Below are 20917 nucleotides of genomic sequence, written 5' to 3'. Positions count from 1 at the left end.
CACTTCCTCTAATCACTATGTTTCATAATTGTTTTTAATTGTTTCTGCTTTTGTAGCAGAACATGCATATCAACTGTAGATTGGAGCATGTTTAAATAGTTTTCTACTTGTAGGCGGGTATTTTGTTCTGCTTGCTCACAAATCATCTGAACAAGGCTATCCCACTGCTTTTGATAAGCGCTTTGCATGAATGTATTATTTGCATCCATATATTGCTTTGCACAAGGCTCTATTATAGCATACATCTGTTCCTTCATAAATTCTTTTTCATTTTTTTCAAAGAAAGCCTTCGTTCCTTTGTACTTAGAAAATACAGGATTAAATTGATTGGAATCCATGTTTGTTAGCCCTTTTTCAAAGATTGGCGTTTCAATTTCCAATTTTTTCATGTCTGGCAGTTCAAATAATGGATCTGCTTGCACACTTTTATCTGTCAATGCTTGATGTACTTCGTGTAATCGTCCCTTCATATAGAACTCTATCCGAAGCGACACCGCTTGTAGTTCCTGTTGAAGCTCAAATGCGACATATTCGAGCAGGCTATCCAAGCTCGCCCTCAGCTGACTTTGCCCTTTACTCCCTGATTCGGTAATCGTTGTCGGGTTATACATTTCTTTAAACATATCATGAAATCGGATTGATAATCGTTCTAAAACATAAAACAATTGCTTATTAATTTTTTGTGCAATTTGATCTTTATAAACAGAAGAATTGTATGTGTTAATCTCTGATACAAGTCTTTTTTCTTTAATTTTTATATCATTTTTTCTGTTTTCTTTCTCTTGTTGATCCATATTTAATGATTGAATATAATTGTCAAGGGCATGGCCCGTTCGCTCCATATCACGAATTGCAGATTCAATCGTGAGAGTTGCTAAGTCATGATTAATAAATCGATAAAAATCTGATTCCAGCTGCTGCATTTGTTTATTTAGCGATTTTTTGGCTATTTTTTCTTCCAATGAAGATTTGCTTGAAACTGGATAAAGTCTTGGAAGCCGGATGCCTAATTGTAATAACTGTTCTTGAACATAAGCTGTTACAAGTTTTAATTCTGCTTCGTCTGCAGCTAAATCTGCCGCATTTACGATAAAGAACATTTTATCTAATTGAAATGTTTCTTTCACCCGTCCCAATTGCATTAGGAAATCTTTATCTGCACGAGATAAAGCATGGTTATAATAAGTAACATAAAGAATCGCATCGGCATGCTTAATATACTCGAAAGCAACGTTTGTGTGACGGGCATTAATGGAATCTGCTCCTGGTGTATCAACAAGGGTAATTCCTTGTCTTGTAAGCGCACAATCATAATATAGGTTAATTGATTCGATATAACATGCTTTCGTCTCGTCTGTTACATAACTTGCAAACTGTTCATGGTTGATTGAAATCGTTTTTCCGATGAAGTCACGATGATTTTCGTAACCTTTTAACATGGCATGCAAATAAGCTTGATACATCTTGTTTAATTGGTCGTTCTTCTCAAGTTCATTTGCTTTTACCCATTCAATTAATTCATGGAAACCTGTCGCTCTCGGTGATAACTTCTTCGTAATCATTTGTAAGTCATTCGCTAACATTTCTTGATCTTTTAAAGTTACAACAACAGTACCATGAGGGTGTTTTTCATTAACAGGGCAAATTCGGTTAACTGTTGCAGTTGTTGGGTTTGGAGACACTGGTAATACTTTCTCTCCCATTAGGGCATTAGCAAATGATGATTTACCAGCACTAAATGCGCCGAATAGAGCAATCGTATATGAACGATTTTTGAGACGAAATGCTTTCTCCATTAATTCTGCTTGCAATGATTCAAAACCAGGTAACTCATGAATCACTTTCATCGTTGCTTCTATACTCGTAACTACATGGTCGATCGTCATTTCGTTCGTCGAAGCGTTACGCTCGACACCCGCTTCAATTGGCTTATTTTTTACCTTAGTAGAGACCATACGTTGGTGATCCTCTACTCTAATTGGCTTCGGCTTCTTCTCTAATGCTTGCTTGACTAATTCCCAAGCTGACTCATCCATATTTGGTTCACTATATTGCTTCTCTAATAGAGCATATGCGCGTTGTAATTCCCCTTCTAACCGCTTTATTGCCTCATTCACATTCTGTTGCTTCTGGAGATTGGAAAGATTACGTTCGTAGTTTTCCTTTTCAGCTTTATTCTTTTCAACAATTAAAGACTGAATAACATATAATTGCTTTCTTGCAAGCTGTTTAAATATATGTTTAATATTAGCTGATACATCATTTGTATAATTTAATACATAGTCACCATTAACTTTCGCACCAGGCTTCATTAATTGTAGTAGCTGGTCAAGCTCGTATGTAACCCCCATCTCATTAACCTCATTTTGAAGGGATGTATCATTTATATCGTATTTTTTCATTAGTAATAGAAGTTTATCACGTAGCTTCCATTGTATCGATTTGTTCATATTCTCTTGTAAAATAGAAAGAAATTGTTCAGCACGGGTACTTCTTTCTTCATTCGTTTTCTTTTTCGATGCAAATAGGCCGACTTTAAAATCGGATTGCTGCGATTCTAAAAATAACTGCGCTTTATCTCTAAGACTCGCTGGCATCAAATAAGCATTATTTAAGGTTTGTTGCAGCTCTTCCGTGAATTCCTGCTCAAATTTCATCGGCTCATTCTCTAGATAAAGTAACTTTTCTTCTAATGTTTCAAGGTCATCTATATACGAATGCTCGGAGTGTAATGCTTCACCGGCTGTTCGATCATGAATCAATGTTTCATATTTTGTTGCAAGAAATGATCGGTGGTCATTCATCACTTGCTCTACGGATTGGTTAATATTAAGATATTTGGTACGATTTGGTCCCATCATTACAAATAATTTTTCTTTAACTTGCTCAAAGGCATTATGGGCTACTTTAGGCTCCTTCAGTGAGGTGTAAAAGATTTCCTTTGGCATTAAGTTCCATTGATCAAACGTTTGTTTAATACTTTTGTCGAATGAAACAAACGATAGTTCCCGTTCATCATGTTTGTCAATTTGGTTAATAACAACAAAATAAGGCAATTTTTTCGCTTGAATCGACTTCAAGAACTGTAAATTAACCTCTGATTGTACATGATTATAATCCATCACATAAAATAAGACGTCCGCTAAGTGTAAAGATGCCTCGGTCATAATTCGATCTGCATCATCTGCAGCATCAATACCAGGTGTATCAATAAGTGCAGAACCTATTGGTACAATTTGTTTCCCTGTACTTATTTCAATTTTTTTTATTGCCTCTTTATCTTTCGAATAGTCCTTAATCATCTCGATATCATATGGTTCTTTATATTCAACCGGCTGCTCTGTCGTAAAAAATACTCTTGCGACTGCATCACCTGAGTTAACTTTAACCACATTTGCACTTGTAGGTATTGGACTCTTCGGTAAAATTTCTTCCCCTAATAATGCATTGATCATCGAGGATTTCCCGGCCGAAAAGTGGCCAGCGAAGCTAATAATAAGCTCCTCGTTTTGAAATTTTTCATAAATGTCAAGGATTTTCGTAGCATTTAAATTATCCCCATTTCGCTTCATCAGGGCATACAAGGCAACTAACTTTTCTGCATTTAACGACTCTTTTCTATCTTTTACGATCACGGTATTCATGTCCCCTTCTTCCACATCCCAATTTAAAGTCTATTATACGAAATTAGTCATGGGATTGCCACCAATTATAAAAGCGATTTCACTATAAAGTTGATTATTCTTTTACAGGATGATTTCTTTTCATTAGTTTACATAATAATATTATAGTAATCTAAGTAAAATAAGTTACTCCATCGTGAAAAACCTAGAAACATAGTTAGTCATGTTTCTAGGTTTTTCACGTTAACGCTGATTTATATAATCGTCTGTTTATACAGGATATACACCATGCTTTCTTTCGGTGAACGAAACATTTTTAGCTGCATAAATGGAAAAACGGTTCACTAGCTCCTGCCTTAATGTATTCGGGTCGATCACGGCATCGATTACCATTTCAGATGCAAGACGATACACATCAATATTTTCTTTATATTCATCTTGCTTTTGTTTAATAAATGCAGCGCGATCCTCTTCTGGTAATTGGGCAATTTTATTAGCTTCCACCGCATTTACTGCTGCTTCTGGCCCCATTACTGCAATTTGTGCATTTGGAAAAGCTAAACAGCAATCTGGATCAAATGCTGGACCTGACATCGCATAAAGACCTGCACCATATGCTTTCCGAACAATGACTGATATTTTTGGTACCGTTACTTCGCTCATCGCTGAAAGCATTTTAGCACCATGTCGAATAATCCCCTGTCTTTCCACCTTCGTTCCTATCATAAATCCCGGTACATCCGTTAAGAATAATAGAGGAATATTAAAGGCATCACATAGCTGGATAAACTTTGCTGCTTTATCAGCAGAATCCGTAAATAAAACGCCGCCTTTCACGCGTGGCTGGTTTGCGATAATACCAACAGAACTGCCGTCAATCCGTGCAAGCCCGGTAATTAGTTCGGCTGCAAACTTCTTTTTAATTTCGCAGAAACTGCCTTCATCGATAATTCGGTCAATTAAATCATACATATTAAATGGAGCATTTTGGTTTTCTGGTACGATATCGGTGATCGATTTTTCAAATGCTGGTACAGGTTTCGCCTCAACTTTATTCGGCTTTGTCCTGAAATTCGCAGGAAAATAACTTAAATAGTTTTGTGCATAGTGTATTGCCTCTTCCTCCGTCTTCACTAACACATCACCAACACCAGAAACAGAACAATGCATGGCTGCACCACCCATTTCCTCCAATGATACCTTTTCTCCGATTACTTTCTCTGCCATTCTCGGAGAACCTAAATACATGGAAGCATTCCCATCAACCATGATTACAATATCACAAAACGCTGGTATATATGCTCCTCCAGCCGCAGATGGCCCAAATAGCAAACATACTTGCGGTACTCTTCCCGATAATTTAATTTGATTATGGAAAATTCGTCCTGCACCACGTCTGCCTGGAAACATTTCGATTTGGTCGGTAATTCTGGCACCTGCAGAGTCTACCAAATAAATCATTGGCAACTCAAGCTTCATTGCTGTTTCCTGAATCCGAAGTATCTTCTCAACCGTTCGCTTCCCCCACGATCCTGCCTTTACTGTCGAATCATTAGCCATCACACAAACATCTTGATTGTTGACTTTTCCGATTCCTGTGACAACCCCATCAGATGGCAAATCACCATCCATGCAATTCGCAAAAAATGCATCTTCTATATTCATCCCAGCATCAAATAAAAGTTCTAACCGTTTTCGAACAAAAAGCTTCCCTTTTTCTTCATTACTTTTATGGTACTTGTCTTTTCCACCCTTTTCTATTTTTTGAATTCTTCCCTGCAGCTCTTCTAAATATGACATATTACGTCCTCCTCGCTTAAATACCTTCGTATACCGGTTTTCTTTTCTCCTTAAATGCATGAAGACCCTCTAGCCTATCTTTTGTCGGAATTGTTTCCAGATAACATGCACGTTCAATGTCTACCCCTTGTTTGATATCTGTTTGCATTCCATTATTAATAGCTATTTTCGCCTGCTTTAAAGCAATTGGCCCGTTGCAAGCAATTGTTTTCGCCATATCCAATGCTTCCGCCAATAGGTCTGGTTGGTCAGCTGTTTCTTCTATTAAGCCAATGGATAAAGCTTCTGACACTCCAATAGGTTTCGCAGTAAAGATTAAACGCTTTGCATGTCCTAATCCGACCAGACGTGGTAACCGCTGTGTGCCACCTGCGCCTGGAATTATGGCTAGAGATGTTTCCGTCAAGCCTAATTTAACATCTTGTGCAGCAATCCGGATATCACAAGCGAGAGCTAATTCTAACCCACCACCATAGGCAGCACCATTAATTGCCGCAATTACAGGCATATTCATCTCTTCAATTGCGGTTACGGTTTCTCCTATGTAACGAACCGCCTTCATTACTTCTTCTTCTGACATTCCTTTTCGCTCTTTTAAATCTGCACCAGCACAAAAAGCTTTCTTTCCTGCACCGGTAATAACCGTACAATAAATCGATTTATTTTGGTTAATTTCAATTACTGCTTCGTTTAGCTCATCCAGTAATGCCTTCGATAGCGCATTCGCAGCTTCTGGTCGGTTCAGCGTTAGGACAGCTACATGATCTTCATGTATGTTGATTGTAATTAAATCTGACATCGTATCCTCCTTTAGAACGCCTATTTTTCATCGTTATTCTAATTGCAGTCAACTACAGTCATTCGACAACCTATTCGGGCCACTTTTATGAAGCAGCCCATTTATTTTCTAATCTCTATTCAATGACAGCGAGAACATCCTCATCATTTACAAAATCTCCCTCGGCAACTTTTAATTCTTTTACAGTTCCTGATGCTTCCGCCGCAATTGGAATTTCCATTTTCATGGATTCAAGTATTACAATATCTTGACCTTCTTCTACTTGCTCCCCTACACTCACAACAATTTTCCATACATTCCCTGCCATACTTGCTTTTACTTCTTGCATATTTTTTCCTCCTCTAATTTCTCTATTTTTGATAGAAATTTTCAACAAATGCTGTCGTTGTATTTCCTTTTCTAAATTGCTCGTGTTTCACAACCTCTTGCAGCATCGGTATATTTGTCTTAATTCCTTCGATTTTATAGTTTGATAATGCTTCCTCTAGTAAGGTGATTGCTTCTTCTCGATTACTTCCTTTTACGATTAGTTTTCCAATCATTGGATCATAGAACGGTGTTACATCATAATCTGCGGTCACCGCGACCTCATTGCGAACATTCACCCCTTCAGGTAATTCAAAATTGGAAATGTGGCCTGGTGAAGGGAAGAACGTAACTGGATCCTCTGCATAAATTCTCGCTTCAATCGCGTGACCATCTATCCGTAAATCCATTTGCTCAATCGCTAATTCCTTACCCGCTGCAATGTGAAGTTGCTGTTCAACAATATCAATCCCAGTAATTTCTTCAGTAATTGGATGTTCCACTTGAATTCTCGTGTTCATTTCGAGAAAATAATAATTTTCCGATTCATCAACTAGAAATTCTATCGTTCCAGCATTGGTATACTTAAGTGCTTTAACAGCTTTTACTGCTGCTTCCCCCATGCGTTGCCTCGTTGATTCTGAAATAAACCGTGATGGAGCCTCTTCAATGACCTTCTGATTTCTGCGCTGTATCGAGCATTCACGTTCATATAGATGAATCGCATTTCCGTGATGATCCGCTAAAATTTGGATTTCGATATGACGAGCATTTTCAATCTTCTTTTCCATGAACATGGATCCATCACCGAAAAACGTTTGTGCGCGCTTTGAATTGCCTTCAAACGCTTTCAAAAGCTCTTCGTCAGAGTTGACAACTTGCATACCAATTCCGCCGCCACCAGCCGATGCCTTCAGCATTATTGGGTAACCAATTTGCTTTGCTATCTTTAAACCCTCGTCTATTGTCGCAATCGCGTCATCTGTTCCAGGTACAACGGGAATACCGATTTTCTTCATTGCATTTCTTGCCGCAATTTTACTTCCCATTTGCTTCATGACGCTTCCTGTCGGTCCAATGAATGTCAATCCTTCTTCTACACAGCGATTAGCAAATGCTTCACTCTCACTAAGAAAACCATACCCAGGATGAATTGCGCAGGCGTTCGTTTCTTTAGCAACAGCAATAATTCGCTCAACGTTTAAATAGCTCTCATTTACACGTGGTGGTCCAACCAAAAAGTTCTGATCTGCCATTGTTACATACGGTGCCTTATGATCTGCTTCTGAATAAATAGCTACTGTTTGGATTCCTAGTTTTTTACATGTTCGAATAATTCGTGCTGCGATTTCTCCTCGATTTGCAATAAGAACTTTATTGATCATCTGCTTCCCCCTATTCTTGAAGTTGCTGCATCGCAATCTCTTTTAATTTAAACTTCTGGATCTTCCCGCTTGCTGTCATCGGATATGCATTTACAAATTCAACATACTTGGGAATCTTGTGTCTCGATATCTTTCCATGACAATAATCCTTTATTTCTTCACTTGTTGTCTGTTTATTTTCCTTTAAAATAATCCAGGCCATGACCTGTTCCCCGTATTTTTCATCAGGTACTCCGATCACCTGTACATCTAAAATATCAGGATGCTGATATAAAAACTCCTCAATTTCCCTCGGGTAAATATTTTCTCCACCGCGTATAATCATGTCTTTCATTCTTCCCGTTATTTCAATATAACCATTTTCGTGTAGCACTGCTAAATCATCGGTATGAAGCCATCCTTCTTCATCTATTGCTTCGTTTGTCGCCTCTGGGTTGTTGTAATAACCCTTCATTACAAGATACCCACGAGTAAGCAGCTCCCCAGGTAATCCGATTTCTTGTTCTGTATTCGTTCCAGGTATGACAATTTTCACTTCCACATTCGGGTGTGGCTTACCAACCGTATTTACTTTCAGTTCGATCGGGTCTTCTGTTCTTGTTTGCGTTATTACAGGAGACGATTCTGTTTGACCATACGCAATGGTAATTTCCTTTGCCCCCATTTTATTCATCACATTTGTCATTACTTCTACTGGACAAGTTGATCCTGCCATGATGCCTGTTCGTAAATGTGATAGATCAAATTCATGAAAACGAGGATGATTTAATTCTGCGATGAACATCGTAGGAACGCCATGGAGTCCTGTACATTTTTCATCAGAAACAGCTTGTAATACCTTTTCCGCATCAAATTGTTCCAGAATAATCATCGTAGTACCTTTAGATACCGCGGCAAGTATTCCTAATACGCAACCAAAGCAATGGAAAAATGGTACTGGTATGCATAATCGATCGTTAGGAGTTAGCTTCATACAGTCCGCAATCTGATTTCCGTTATTGACAATGTTTCGATGTGTTAGCATAACCCCTTTTGGAAACCCAGTAGTTCCTGATGTATATTGCATGTTAATAACATCATCTTCGTGCAGCGATTGTTTCCGTTGCTCTAAATGAGAATTGCTGATATCACTTCCTTTTGCAATTACTTCCCTCCACGTATATGCATAATGATATTCTGTATCACTAATTACGATGATATTTTTTAAGTTTGGTAATGTTGATAGCTTTAAGTCTCCTTTTTCTTGACCTTTTAGTTCTGGGCACAGCTGTTTTAAAATATCCACATAGGATGTTCCTTTATAGCTTTCAGCCATAATTAATGTTGTTGCCTCAGACTGCTTCAATAAATACGCTAGTTCATTCGCTTGATAGTTTGTGTTTACCGTTACAAGTACAGCGCCCATCTTGCCGGTTGCAAATTGTGACGTTATCCATTCCGGTTTGTTATCAGCCCATATCGCTACATTTTCACCTTTTTGAACTCCTAAAGCGATCAATCCTTTTGCAGCTTGATTAACCATTTCATTAAATTCTTTGTATGTCTTTCGCAGATTTAATTCTGGATAGACGATTGCTTCGTTATCTGGATATAAATTCACCTGTTTTTCGAGTAACTCACCAACAGTCAATGTTAATAGTGACATGAATTCTCCCCTTCCCGATATTCCCTAGCAACCTAGTTCTCTAGCAATAACTAATCGTTGAACCTCAGATGTACCTTCTCCAATTTCTAATAGTTTTGCATCTCGTAAATAACGTTCTACCTCATATTCACGCATATAGCCATAGCCCCCATGAATTTGGATTGCTTGATTTGCTGAGCGAAATGCTGTTTCACTGGCAAATAGCTTGGCATATGCGGCTTCTTTTCCGAAAGCTTTTCCTTGATCCTTTAGCCATGCAGCCTTATGCACCATATTTCTTGCTAGTTCAACCTCCATTGCCATATCAGCAAGCTTGAATTGGATCGCTTGGAATTTAGAAATTGATTTACCGAACTGCTTTCGTTCTTTTGCATATGCTAGAGCTTTATCAAGTGATGCTTGTGCGATACCGAGTCCAAGTGCTGCGATTGAAATTCTTCCACCATCTAATGTATAGAGAAATTGGTTGAAACCTTTATGTTCATCTCCCAATACATTTGTTCTCGGCACACGAACATTTTCAAGTACAATTTCAGCTGTATCCGATCCGCGAACCCCCATCTTATCGTAATTGCTCGTTATCGTGACGCCTTTCGTATCCGTAGGCACAATAATAGAAGAAATCATGCTTTTGCCTTGTTTATCCTTACTAGTGACAGCGGTTACAATTATGATTTTCGCAAAGCTTGCATTTGTAATAAAGCATTTCTCTCCATTAATGATATAATCTTCTCCATCAATTATCGCGGTCGTTTTCGTTCCTCCTGCATCTGATCCAGCATTTGGTTCGGTTAAACCAAATGATCCTAGCGCTTTCCCTGAAGCAAGGGGCTTTAAATAGGTTTCCTTTTGCTCGTCAGTTCCAAAATAATAGAGTGGGCTTGCTCCAAGAGAAACTGCTGCAGCATAACTTAATCCAGTACTTCCACATACACGCCCAATCTCTTCCACTGCTAACGCATAAGAAACTGTATCTCCACCAGATCCACCATACTCATCTGGAAACGGAATCCCTAGTAAGCCAAGCTCCCCCATTTGATCAAAAATATCGCTTGGAAATTCTGCTTTCGTGTCAATTTCAACTGCTCTTGGTCGGATGACTTCTTCAGCAAAGTCTCGAACCATCTTCTTAATCATCGCTTGTTCTTTCGTTAATTCGAAATTCATGCTATTCCCCCTCGTAAGTTAAGACCGACTAGTTGGTCTGTTTTAGTCATTTCGATTCCCTTTTGCAAAGAATGGCAAGTCTAACAGTATTTCTTTATAATTATCTTTAGAAATCGTTTCTGTTTGGAGAACTGCATGCAAAATTAAATCAACAAAGATATCTCCAATTTCTTCCATCGTGTTTGCACCTGATTGCCGATACCACTTATAAATCCAGTTCACCATTCCTAAGATTGCCATTGTTGTAATTTCAACGGACAGTTCTTCTCGAAACTCACCAGACTTCTTTCCCTCTTCAATTGTCCGCATGACAATTTGTTTGAATTGATCCCTTTTGTCTTTCACTGACTTTTGATATTGTTGCTTTAAATATGTGCTCTCTTGGTAAAAGACAGAGATATGGGCTTTATAAAGTCCGAAAACGTTTACAAATTCTTTCACAATTGCTTGTAATTTTCGGGTTGGTGAATGATGCGTTTCATATGCATAAATCCCTTTTTCTAATACATGCGTTATAAATGTATCGTGAATTTCAAATAGTAATTCATCTTTAGAGGTGAAATGATGATAAAATCCACCTTTAGAAGTACCTACATCTTCAACAATCTGATTCACACTAACTCCATGAAACCCGTATTGTTCAAATAAAATTAAAGACGACTGGATGATTTTATTTCGTAATTCCGTTTATAAGCCCTCCTTTAATAAATTTACTCTTACTTTACCATATTAATCTGAATTTAGAAAGTGTTTTCACAGTTAAAACGAAGTTGGTGTTTCGACTTGGATTTGAAAGAAACTGTGGAGTAATTGCTGTATTATGAGCAAGCGCGGCCGTCCGGGATCGCTACGGGCGGATGCTTTCCGCGGGCACGGCCTCAGCCTCCTCGAGAAAACCACTCTGCGGGGTCTTAGGACACGTGCTGTTCCCGCAGGAGTCACCGCCCTTCGCTCACCCGAGCTAGTGACAAGGACAGCACTGTTTAGCAGATTCAACTAATATTAGATTCCGAGCCAATACTAGCGTAGTGTGTTTCTGAAGCGAGTAAACGCACAACCCCTCAATGATAGTTAGTTCGCAGTTTATTTCTTTCAGTATTAGAAACAATCACGTTAAATAAAAATAGGGGTAGCTTAAAGCTACCCCCTCCACATTTATTCTATTTCATTAAAAGGTTTTTGGTAAACTGCTTCTTTCCACACTTCAGTTACTACACCATCATTATCCGTATCAATAACAAAGGATCCATTACTATAACGATCGCTTGCAGAGAGTTCAAGTGGGAAAATACTATGCACATTACCATTGCTTGTTTCAAAGCATAGTGTGTCATTCTCATTTATTACGAAAAAGCCTTTAATTCGATGCGGTTTACTTTTTAGTTCTCTTAACATGATTAACCCACGCTTAGCACGAGTTGATTTTTCAAATTCCTTCAGTCGCATTCGTTTACAAGCCCCGCGCTGTGTAATGATAACAATCGAAGGTTCGGTTAAATCATTGAATACCTGTCCATTAACAATAAACTCATCATCTTTCAGCATCATTGCTTTTACTCCAGCTGCTCTTTGTCCAACAACCGATATTTCTGATTCATGATACCATAATCCGTATCCTTTATTCGAAGCTAAGAAAACATCCATATTTCCATCTGTTTGACAAACATTAACGACCTCATCATCATTTTTCAGATTTAATGCGATGAGTGCTTTTGATCTTCGTTGTGCATCATAAAGTTTAAATTCGCTTCGCTTTACCATACCGTTTTTTGTAAAGAACAGTAGGTAATTCATCGAATCTTTAAAATCACGAACCGGAATACATTGGATGAGTCGTTCATCCTTATCGAGCTGGACAATGTTTGATACGTGTTGTCCAGTATCTTTCCAACGAATATCTGGAAGCTCATGAACAGGAGTGACAAGATATTTTCCTTTATTCGTAAATAAGAGCACTTTGTCAGTTGTATTTACTTCCAGTAAACTAATCGGATAATCATGCTCCTTCAAGGCCATATCTTCACCATTCGAAGCACTGTACGACCGTAAGCTTGTCCGTTTAATATAACCATCCTTTGTTACTGAAACGAGTACATCCTCACTTGCAACTGTTACTTCAATATTGATTTTAAGCTCTTCTATTTCTGCTTCAATCAACGTACGTCGATTCTCTGAAAAGGTCTTTTTTATTTGTTTTAAGTCCTTTTTGATTGTTTGAAGCAACTTCTTTTCGCTTCGAAGAATAGATTCTAATTGTTCAATCTTTGTTCGTAATTCATCAGCTTCACTCTGTAGCTGGGTAATGTCCGTGTTTGTCAGCCTGTATAATTGTAGCGTTACAATTGCCTCTGCTTGCGCTTCTGTAAAACCATATGCTTCCATAATTCGTTTTTTCGCATCTGATTTATCCTTTGATGCACGGATCGTCGCAATCAATTCATCTAACATAGAAATTGCCTTTATCAGACCTTCCACAATATGTGCGCGATCTTTTGCTTTTTTCAAATCAAATTTTGTCTGCCTTGTAACTACATCTTTTTGATGGTTAATATATGCATCAAGCATTAATGGTAATGACAATAGTTTCGGAGTTTTGTCCTGAATCGCAACCATATTAAAATGATAGGTCACTTGTAAATCTGTATTTTTATAAAAATAATTCAAGATTCCTTCGCTGTCTGCATCCCTTTTTAATTCAATAACGACACGCAAACCAGTTCGATCCGTTTCATCTCTAACTTCAGCAATACCTTCTACTTTACGGTCGATTCGCAGCTCATCCATCTTCTTAACCATACTCGCTTTATTGACCTCAAATGGTATGTCTGTAATAACGATTTGTTCTCGGTTTCCACGTACAGATTCAATTTCTGCTCTTCCACGAATGATGATTTTACCGCGACCCGTTTCATATGCTTTTCGGATGCCATCGACACCTTGGATAATTCCTCCCGTTGGGAAATCTGGCCCTTTGATTACTTGCATCAATTCCGGAACAGTAATATCCGGTTTATCCATTTTCATAATTACAGCATCAATGACCTCTGCTAAATTATGTGGTGGGATATCCGTTGCATACCCTGCGGAAATTCCTGTTGATCCATTTACAAGTAAATTGGGAAATTTAGCCGGTAAAACAACTGGTTCAGAACTAGTTTCATCAAAGTTCGGGATGAATTCAACGGTTTCTTTATCGATATCTCGCAGAAGCTCTGAAGAAATGCTAGATAATCTTGCCTCTGTATAACGCATCGCTGCTGGCGGATCCCCATCAATACTTCCGTTGTTTCCATGCATTTCAATCAGCACATTTCTTACTTTCCAGTCCTGACTTAATCGAACCATTGCCTCGTAAACGGAAGAATCACCATGTGGATGATAGTTACCAATAACGGTACCTACCGTTTTGGCAGACTTCCGGAAATGCTTATCATGTGTATTCTTCTCTTCGTGCATTGCATAGAGTATTCTTCGTTGTACAGGCTTTAGACCGTCCCTTGCATCTGGTAGGGCTCTGTCCTGAATTATATATTTACTGTATCTTCCAAATCTGTCACCAATAACTTCCTCTAATGGAAGATCTAAAAATTTTTCTGGTTGTGACAAATCAATCCCCCCTTAATTGTTTCCATCTCTATCCTTGTTTTGGGATCGTTTATACATCATAAATCAAACATAGATCCGATATAGATTAATGATCGGTGTGTATTTTATCATTTTCTAATATATTGGTGTCTTCTTCTAAGCCAAATTTAACATTTCCTTCTATCCATTTCCTTCGTGGCTCTACTTTATCCCCCATTAAGGTTGTTACACGTCGTTCTGCTCTTGCAATATCTTCAATCGTCACCCGAATCAATGTTCGAGTTTCTGGGTTCATCGTCGTTTCCCAAAGCTGGTCAGCATTCATTTCACCAAGACCTTTATACCGTTGAATCGTGTATCCATTTTTAAACGCTTTTAAGGCCTCTTTCATTTCAGCTTCATCCCAAGCATAGACAATTTTTTCATTTTTGCCTTTTCCCTTAGAGATTTTAAATAGAGGCGGCAGTGCGATAAATACTTTTCCCGCTTCTACAAGTAAACGCATATAGCGATAGAAGAATGTTAATAACAGTACCTGAATATGGGCACCATCTGTATCGGCATCCGTCATAATAATGATTTTATCGTATTGTACATCATCTAAATCGAAGTCACCGCCAACTCCTGCTCCAATTGTATGAATGATTGTGGAGATTTCTTCATTCTTAAACACGTCTTGTAGCTTAGCCTTCTCTGTATTAATTACTTTCCCGCGCAAAGGTAAAACCGCTTGGAACTTTCTATCTCTCCCTTGTTTAGCAGAACCACCGGCTGAATCTCCCTCAACAAGATAAAGCTCATTTTTTTTCGGATTTTTCGATTGTGCCGGTGTAAGCTTTCCACTTAGTAACGTATCTTTTCTTCTCCGCTTTTTACCTGATCTTGCGTCTTCACGAGCTTTTCGTGCCGCTTCACGAGCTTCTTTCGCTTTAATTGCTTTCTTAACGAGCATGCCAGATACATCTGGATTTTCTTCTAGAAAATAATTTAGATTTTCAGATACGACTGCATCAACTGCAGATCGGGCTTCAATTGTGCCTAGCTTACCTTTCGTTTGTCCTTCAAATTGAAGCTTATCCTCAGGCACTCGAACAGAGATAATAGCAGTGAGTCCCTCTCGGATATCTGTACCTTCTAGATTCTTATCCTTCTCTTTCAATAAACCGATTCTTCTTGCATATTCATTAAACGTCCTCGTTATTGCACTTCGCGCTCCAGATTCATGTGTTCCACCATCTCTCGTACGTACATGGTTAACGAAGGACAGCATACTTTCTGCATAGCCATCATTAAATTGAAAAGCAAACTCAACCTCTAATGCTTGTTGCTCCCCTTCAAAAGAAACAACTGGATGCAGTATATCTTTCTCTTCATTTACATAGTCAACGAAGGAAACTAGACCGTCCGGAAACTCATACAATTCTTTTTCATCATTTCGCTCGTCAATAAGTTCTATTTTTAATCCTTTTAATAAAAATGCAGACTCACGTAGCCGTTCAGAAATGGTTTCAAAATCATAATCCGTTGTAGAAAAAATCGTTGGGTCTGGCTTAAAATGAATGGTAGTTCCTTTCTTCCTGGTAGCACCTCTTTTTTCAAGGGAGCTTACTGGCTTTCCACCATCTTCAAAACGTTGAAAATATGTAAATCCGTCACGGAATATCGTTACGTCCAACCACTCAGATAATGCATTCACTACAGAAGAACCTACCCCATGTAGCCCACCGCTCGTTTTATAACCACCTTGTCCAAACTTTCCACCTGCATGGAGCACCGTAAAAATTACCTCGGTTGTCGGCTTACCAGTACTATGCATCCCTGTTGGTATACCACGCCCACTATCTTGGACAGAAATACTATTATCTTTATGTATCGTTACTTTTATTTCATTCCCATAGCCTGCTAAAGCTTCATCAACCGCATTATCCACAATCTCAAAAACAAGATGGTGTAGTCCACGGCTATCTGTACTTCCTATATACATTCCAGGTCTTTTTCTAACAGCGTCAAGACCTTCGAGAACTTGGATGGAATCATCCGAATATTGGAATTCATTATTCAATCAATCCACTACTCCTTTCAAAAACAAAAACAATTCGACTTTCTTTATATTAGAACAATTGTTCGCGAATGTAAATTACTCATTTTTTTATATAACAGCTTCTGTTCAATTATCATACCGCAGAATATGCTAATAAGTATACTACAATTGCTGTTTTAATGCATAAACAGCTAAAAAACGTTCTATACGCACACTGCATTCTGCCCCTAGATTAGCTTCGTGTGAAATTGTAAACATGCATAAACCGACTGCTCTTTACTTGTTTTTTATTACCATCTCAGTTGAAAGAAACTGCGAACTAATGATTATTTGCTTAACCTGAGCAACTATCGCCGTCCGGGATCGCTTCGGGCGGATGCTTTCCGCGGGCACGCCCTCCGCTCACCCGGACTGGTTAGAGCAACGTTTTTATTTTTGATAAACGATGTTGTAATAGCCAATAAACCAGTACTAGCGTAGTGTATTTCCGAAGCGAGTTTACGCATAATCCATCATTTCACATTTGTTAGCAGTTTATATTTTTCCAGTAAACAACTCATTTTACTTTGCTATTTCTTTGACTTTATTTTCGGTACGAAAACAAAGTTTAATTGCCATTAAAAAGGATGACATAAGTTCGTCATCCTTTTCAAGCATTTTTTTAAATTGTTTACCATTATTTTTTGACAAGCACGGCATGTACAACCTTAATGCAGAGATCCATAATTACGGTAAAATCTCTTTCTTTTAAGTAATGATAGGCATCTTCATTAACAATTCCTTGCTGTGCCCAGAAGATACGGCAGTCAGTTTCTGCTGCTTCTTTTGCAATTTCCGGTAAATACTCTGGCCTTCTAAAAATGTTTATAATATCAATTTTGTCCGGAATAGCCATTAGTGAAGGATAGGCCTTCTCACCAAGCACTTCATCCACTGACGGATTAACAGGAATGATTCGATAGCCTACTTCCTGCATAATTTTTGCAATTTGATAAGCAGTTTTATCTTGATTATTGGATAGACCAACTACTGCAATTGTTTTTGCCGATTCCAAGATCTCTTTTAATTCATCATTTGTAGGATTTTCCCAAGCCATTTGAACACCCTCCTCAATTCGTTATCAAACCTTCACGTATTAAATATTCCCTTGCAACTATTTCTGCCGACTCGTCTTCATAATCCACTTGATAGTTCATTTCACGCATTTCATCATCCGTTATTTTTCCACTGAGCTGATTTAAAATATCCCGTAGTACTGGATATTCCTCTAATGTATCCTCACGCAATAGAGGCGCACCTTGATATGGTGGAAATAGATTCTCTGGATCGGATAAGGTTACCAAGTCCAATTCTACCATATAACTGTCTGTAGCATAAGCATCAATGATATCAACCTCACCATTTGATAGAGCAGATTCCCTAATACCTGGTTCCATCGTTTTAACGTCTGCAATTTGCAGGTTATACACTTCCTGCATGCCTACGTAACCATCATAGCGATCATTAAACTCTAACGTAAACCCGGCAGTTATTTCATTCTCGATTTGTTTTAAATCACCAATCTCTTCAAGATCGTACCTCTCCGCCAATTCTTCTGTCGTTGCTACGGTATAGGTATTATTAAATTCCATCGGCATAAGCAGTTCCATGCCAAATTCCTCTTTCATCCCTTGTTTTGCCTGCTCATACACTTCCTTAGCATCGTTGCTATTTGCTTGGTCTTCTAAGTGTGTTACGATAGCAGTTCCGGTAAACTCAGGGAAAATATCGATACTACCCTGTTGTAACGCGCTAAAAACAAATGCGGTTTTGCCAAGATTCGGCTCTAAACCAACCTCAAGATCTGTTTGATCTTCAATTAATAATTTGTACATATTAATTAGTATATCCGGTTCAGACCCCATTTTTCCACCGATAACAAGATCAGCCTGTTTAGTTCCATTCAAAATTAGTGGTGCTGCGACGATAAGAACTACAAGTACAAGCATAGCAATAAATGATTTTAAACCTGCCTTTTTAGAAAAACGTTCAAAAATTCGTAATATCATATCCAGTGCAATTGCAAGCAATGCTGCCGGAATTGCTCCAAGTAAGATTAAATGAATATCTGCCCCACGATCTAGACCAAGTAATATAATTTCACCTAATCCTCCGGCGCCAATTAAAGCAGCAATCGTTGTTGTACCAACGATTAAGACCATCGATGTTCGAATTCCTGCCATAATTACCGGCATAGCAATTGGCAGTTCAATTTTGGTCAAACGCCTGAAAGAATTCATTCCCATTCCTGTAGCAGCTTCTTTTAAAGCTGGATCTACTTCCCTAATCCCCGTATATGTATTCCTTAGAATAGGTAACAAACCATAAAGAATTAAAGCAATAATTGCCGGTGTCGTACCGATACCGAAAAACGGAATAAGAAATGCGAGAACAGCAAGGCTTGGGATTGTTTGTAATACTGCTGATACGCCAATTACGGGCTCTGCAGCTTTTGGATACCTAGTCAATAACAAGCCAAGTGGAACAGCAATAACGATCGCTATCATTAAGGAAATTAAAGAAATCTGCAAATGTTCCATGATCGTTCGCAAAAGCATTTCCTGTCGTTGCTCAAAAACAGCAATAAAATTACTCATTGATGGGTCACCCCATTTTCGATAGCTGTTTTACTCTTTAAGTATGCAACAATTTGTGGATAGGTTAAAATGCCAACAACCTGTTGTTTATCCAAAACCGGGAACAGCAACTGATCACTTTCCTGCAGCAGTTCGACAGCTTGAGACAATGTCATATCGTGACGAACTGTCTTTCCATGGAACACACTGCCATTTCGAACCATATCTACATAATCGCTATGTTCATCAACAACGATATAAGTTCCCTGACTTGGGAAGGTCTGTGATTCATAAATGGACTTTGTTATAATTGCATCCATCTGTTGATCAACAATACTACCGACGGTCGTCTCCCATGGTGATTTTTTATTTCCGAGAAAATCTTTAACAAAATCATTAGCTGGGTTCATAATTAATTGTTCCGCTTGATCGACCTGGACCATACTGCCGTCCTTCATCAAGCAAATTCGGTCTCCTAACTTCAAAGCTTCATCCATGTCATGGGTTACAAATACAATTGTTTTCTTAATTTCCTTCTGTAACTGCTGAATATCGTTTTGTAACTGCTCTCTACTGATCGGGTCAAGAGCGCTGAATGGTTCGTCCATTAATATAATATCCGGATCGGCAGCGAGTGCACGAATAACGCCAATCCGTTGCTGTTGTCCTCCGGAAAGCTCTCCCGGCATTCGATTCCCGAATGTAGATGGATCCAACCCAACCATATCCAAGAGGTCGTGACTTCTACTTACAATTTCTTGCTTTTTCCATTTCTTCATTTCGGGAACAACCGCGATATTTTCAGCAATTGACATATGCGGAAATAATGCGATTTGCTGAAGTACATACCCAATATTCCATCTTAATTCGTGTATGTTATAATCTGTAATAGCTTTTCCATTTATGTAGATTGAGCCTGATGTGGGATCAATGAGACGATTAATCATTTTCATTGTTGTTGTCTTTCCACATCCACTTGGCCCAATTAGTGTCATCAATTCCCCCTCTTTAATTTCTAATGAAAAATCTTTAATTGCTTCCGTTCCATCTGGGTATACTTTATTCACGTTTTTAAATTCGATCATGGCTTTGCTCCTCATAATTCAAAGTCTACTTTTACGGTGATACCCTCTTTTCGTTTTTATAAACATTTTTAATTCATGAACCGATATCGTATAATAGTTCATATTCTAGGTTCTTTATCTCAGCTGTTCATGCTAAAATAAAAGCTAGTACTTTACATCAGCAATGAATTAACGTATTTAATTTAAAACAATGAAAGTAGGAAAATTTATGGAATATATCGTATTTGCTATTATTGCATATTTGTTAGGCTCCATACCATCAGCACTGCTCGTTGGTAAAATTGGTTATAAACTGGATATACGAGAGCATGGAAGTGGCAATCTCGGTGCTACCAATACATTTCGCGTACTCGGTATAAAAGCAGGTATAATTGTAACCTTAGCAGATATTTTAAAAGGCACAGCGGCAACGTTAATACCACTACTCTTTGATGTGGAAATTTATCGGCTTGCTATTGGAGTTTTCGCCGTTATCGGGCATATGTACCCTGTTTTTGCACGATTTAAAGGTGGAAAAGCTGTTGCAACATCTAGTGGCATTATTTTAGGAATATATCCACTGCTATTTCTTATAATGATTGCAACTTTTATATCATCTTTATATCTTTCTAAATACGTATCATTATCATCCATGATTACTGGAGTGATTAGTGTTTTTGTATCCATCTTCTTTAAAGATATCGGCTTGATTATTGTTGTAGCCCTACTAACAGCATTTGTTTTTTATAGGCATTTAGAAAATATCAAACGAATTCGAAATGGAACTGAACCAAAAATAAAATGGATGTAATTCCATCTATCATCATTTCAATCCAATAAATTGAATAATAAGTATCCATTCAGTATACTTATCATTACCTAAGAAC

Annotated in this window: 14 protein-coding genes; 1 reads left to right on the top strand and 13 read right to left on the bottom strand. The window is 38.2% G+C overall.

Annotated elements, in window-relative coordinates; all coding sequences use genetic code 11:
- Positions 1–8: 8 nt before the first annotated feature.
- From F1560_RS20150 to F1560_RS20090, 13 genes are all read right to left on the bottom strand, one after another.
- Entirely contained in the window at positions 9–3644 is a 3636-nt protein-coding gene (locus F1560_RS20150; protein ID WP_149476416.1) for a dynamin family protein, read from the bottom strand.
- Between the two features lie 249 nt (positions 3645–3893).
- On the bottom strand, positions 3894–5423 hold the full coding sequence (locus tag F1560_RS20145; RefSeq protein WP_149476415.1) for an acyl-CoA carboxylase subunit beta: 1530 nt from the start codon (positions 5421–5423) through the stop codon (positions 3894–3896).
- A gap of 16 nt (positions 5424–5439) precedes the next feature.
- Complete coding sequence (locus tag F1560_RS20140; RefSeq protein ID WP_149476414.1) at positions 5440–6222, bottom strand: enoyl-CoA hydratase; 783 nt, start codon at positions 6220–6222, stop codon at positions 5440–5442.
- 115 nt (positions 6223–6337) lie between these two features.
- On the bottom strand, positions 6338–6550 hold the full coding sequence (locus tag F1560_RS20135; RefSeq protein WP_149476413.1) for an acetyl-CoA carboxylase biotin carboxyl carrier protein subunit: 213 nt from the start codon (positions 6548–6550) through the stop codon (positions 6338–6340).
- Positions 6551–6572: 22 nt separating this feature from the next.
- A complete protein-coding gene (locus F1560_RS20130; protein WP_149476412.1) occupies positions 6573–7913 on the bottom strand; it encodes an acetyl-CoA carboxylase biotin carboxylase subunit in 1341 nt (446 codons plus the stop codon).
- A 10-nt stretch (positions 7914–7923) separates the two neighbouring features.
- Positions 7924–9558 carry an AMP-binding protein gene (locus tag F1560_RS20125; RefSeq protein ID WP_149476411.1) on the bottom strand — a complete coding sequence of 545 codons (1635 nt, stop codon included), beginning with the start codon at positions 9556–9558 and terminating at the stop codon, positions 7924–7926.
- 24 nt (positions 9559–9582) lie between these two features.
- The gene (locus F1560_RS20120) at positions 9583–10725 is read right to left on the bottom strand and encodes an acyl-CoA dehydrogenase family protein (protein WP_149476410.1); all 1143 of its coding nucleotides are present in this window, start codon (positions 10723–10725) and stop codon (positions 9583–9585) included.
- 42 nt (positions 10726–10767) lie between these two features.
- The gene (locus F1560_RS20115) at positions 10768–11394 is read right to left on the bottom strand and encodes a TetR/AcrR family transcriptional regulator (protein ID WP_149476409.1); all 627 of its coding nucleotides are present in this window, start codon (positions 11392–11394) and stop codon (positions 10768–10770) included.
- Positions 11395–11880: 486 nt separating this feature from the next.
- Positions 11881–14331 (bottom strand): DNA topoisomerase IV subunit A, encoded by a 2451-nt coding sequence (gene parC / locus F1560_RS20110; RefSeq protein WP_149476408.1) that lies wholly within the window; start codon positions 14329–14331, stop codon positions 11881–11883.
- An 85-nt stretch (positions 14332–14416) separates the two neighbouring features.
- Positions 14417–16372 carry a DNA topoisomerase IV subunit B gene (gene parE, locus F1560_RS20105; RefSeq protein WP_149476407.1) on the bottom strand — a complete coding sequence of 652 codons (1956 nt, stop codon included), beginning with the start codon at positions 16370–16372 and terminating at the stop codon, positions 14417–14419.
- 655 nt (positions 16373–17027) lie between these two features.
- On the bottom strand, positions 17028–17447 hold the full coding sequence (locus F1560_RS20100; protein WP_149476406.1) for a CoA-binding protein: 420 nt from the start codon (positions 17445–17447) through the stop codon (positions 17028–17030).
- Positions 17448–17460: 13 nt separating this feature from the next.
- Positions 17461–18987, bottom strand: coding sequence for an ABC transporter permease/substrate-binding protein (locus F1560_RS20095; protein WP_149476405.1), 1527 nt, complete (start codon positions 18985–18987; stop codon positions 17461–17463).
- The gene (locus F1560_RS20090; protein WP_149476404.1) at positions 18984–20051 is read right to left on the bottom strand and encodes an ABC transporter ATP-binding protein; all 1068 of its coding nucleotides are present in this window, start codon (positions 20049–20051) and stop codon (positions 18984–18986) included. Before F1560_RS20090 ends, F1560_RS20095 begins: the two co-directional genes overlap by 4 nt.
- A gap of 208 nt (positions 20052–20259) precedes the next feature.
- Between F1560_RS20090 and plsY the strand changes: the two genes are divergently transcribed.
- On the top strand, positions 20260–20841 hold the full coding sequence (gene plsY, locus F1560_RS20085; RefSeq protein WP_149476403.1) for a glycerol-3-phosphate 1-O-acyltransferase PlsY: 582 nt from the start codon (positions 20260–20262) through the stop codon (positions 20839–20841).
- The last annotated feature ends 76 nt before the right edge of the window (positions 20842–20917 follow it).

Source organism: Oceanobacillus polygoni (assembly GCF_008304605.1).
Taxonomy (GTDB): domain Bacteria; phylum Bacillota; class Bacilli; order Bacillales; family Amphibacillaceae; genus Oceanobacillus; species Oceanobacillus polygoni.
The sequence above is the reverse complement of the archived record's forward strand: the minus strand, read 5'-3'. Positions and strand labels throughout refer to the sequence as shown.

What these genes read in the sequence shown, in the direction of transcription:
- F1560_RS20135 (WP_149476413.1), bottom strand. Translation starts at nt 6,550, where the DNA reads ATGCAAGAAGTAAAAGCAAGTATGGCAGGGAATGTATGGAAAATTGTT.
- F1560_RS20140 (WP_149476414.1), bottom strand. Translation starts at nt 6,222, where the DNA reads ATGTCAGATTTAATTACAATCAACATACATGAAGATCATGTAGCTGTC.
- F1560_RS20095 (WP_149476405.1), bottom strand. Translation starts at nt 18,987, where the DNA reads ATGAGTAATTTTATTGCTGTTTTTGAGCAACGACAGGAAATGCTTTTG.
- F1560_RS20120 (WP_149476410.1), bottom strand. Translation starts at nt 10,725, where the DNA reads ATGAATTTCGAATTAACGAAAGAACAAGCGATGATTAAGAAGATGGTT.
- F1560_RS20125 (WP_149476411.1), bottom strand. Translation starts at nt 9,558, where the DNA reads ATGTCACTATTAACATTGACTGTTGGTGAGTTACTCGAAAAACAGGTG.
- F1560_RS20130 (WP_149476412.1), bottom strand. Translation starts at nt 7,913, where the DNA reads ATGATCAATAAAGTTCTTATTGCAAATCGAGGAGAAATCGCAGCACGA.
- plsY (WP_149476403.1), top strand. Translation starts at nt 20,260, where the DNA reads ATGGAATATATCGTATTTGCTATTATTGCATATTTGTTAGGCTCCATA.
- F1560_RS20090 (WP_149476404.1), bottom strand. Translation starts at nt 20,051, where the DNA reads ATGATCGAATTTAAAAACGTGAATAAAGTATACCCAGATGGAACGGAA.
- F1560_RS20100 (WP_149476406.1), bottom strand. Translation starts at nt 17,447, where the DNA reads ATGGCTTGGGAAAATCCTACAAATGATGAATTAAAAGAGATCTTGGAA.
- F1560_RS20150 (WP_149476416.1), bottom strand. Translation starts at nt 3,644, where the DNA reads ATGAATACCGTGATCGTAAAAGATAGAAAAGAGTCGTTAAATGCAGAA.
- F1560_RS20145 (WP_149476415.1), bottom strand. Translation starts at nt 5,423, where the DNA reads ATGTCATATTTAGAAGAGCTGCAGGGAAGAATTCAAAAAATAGAAAAG.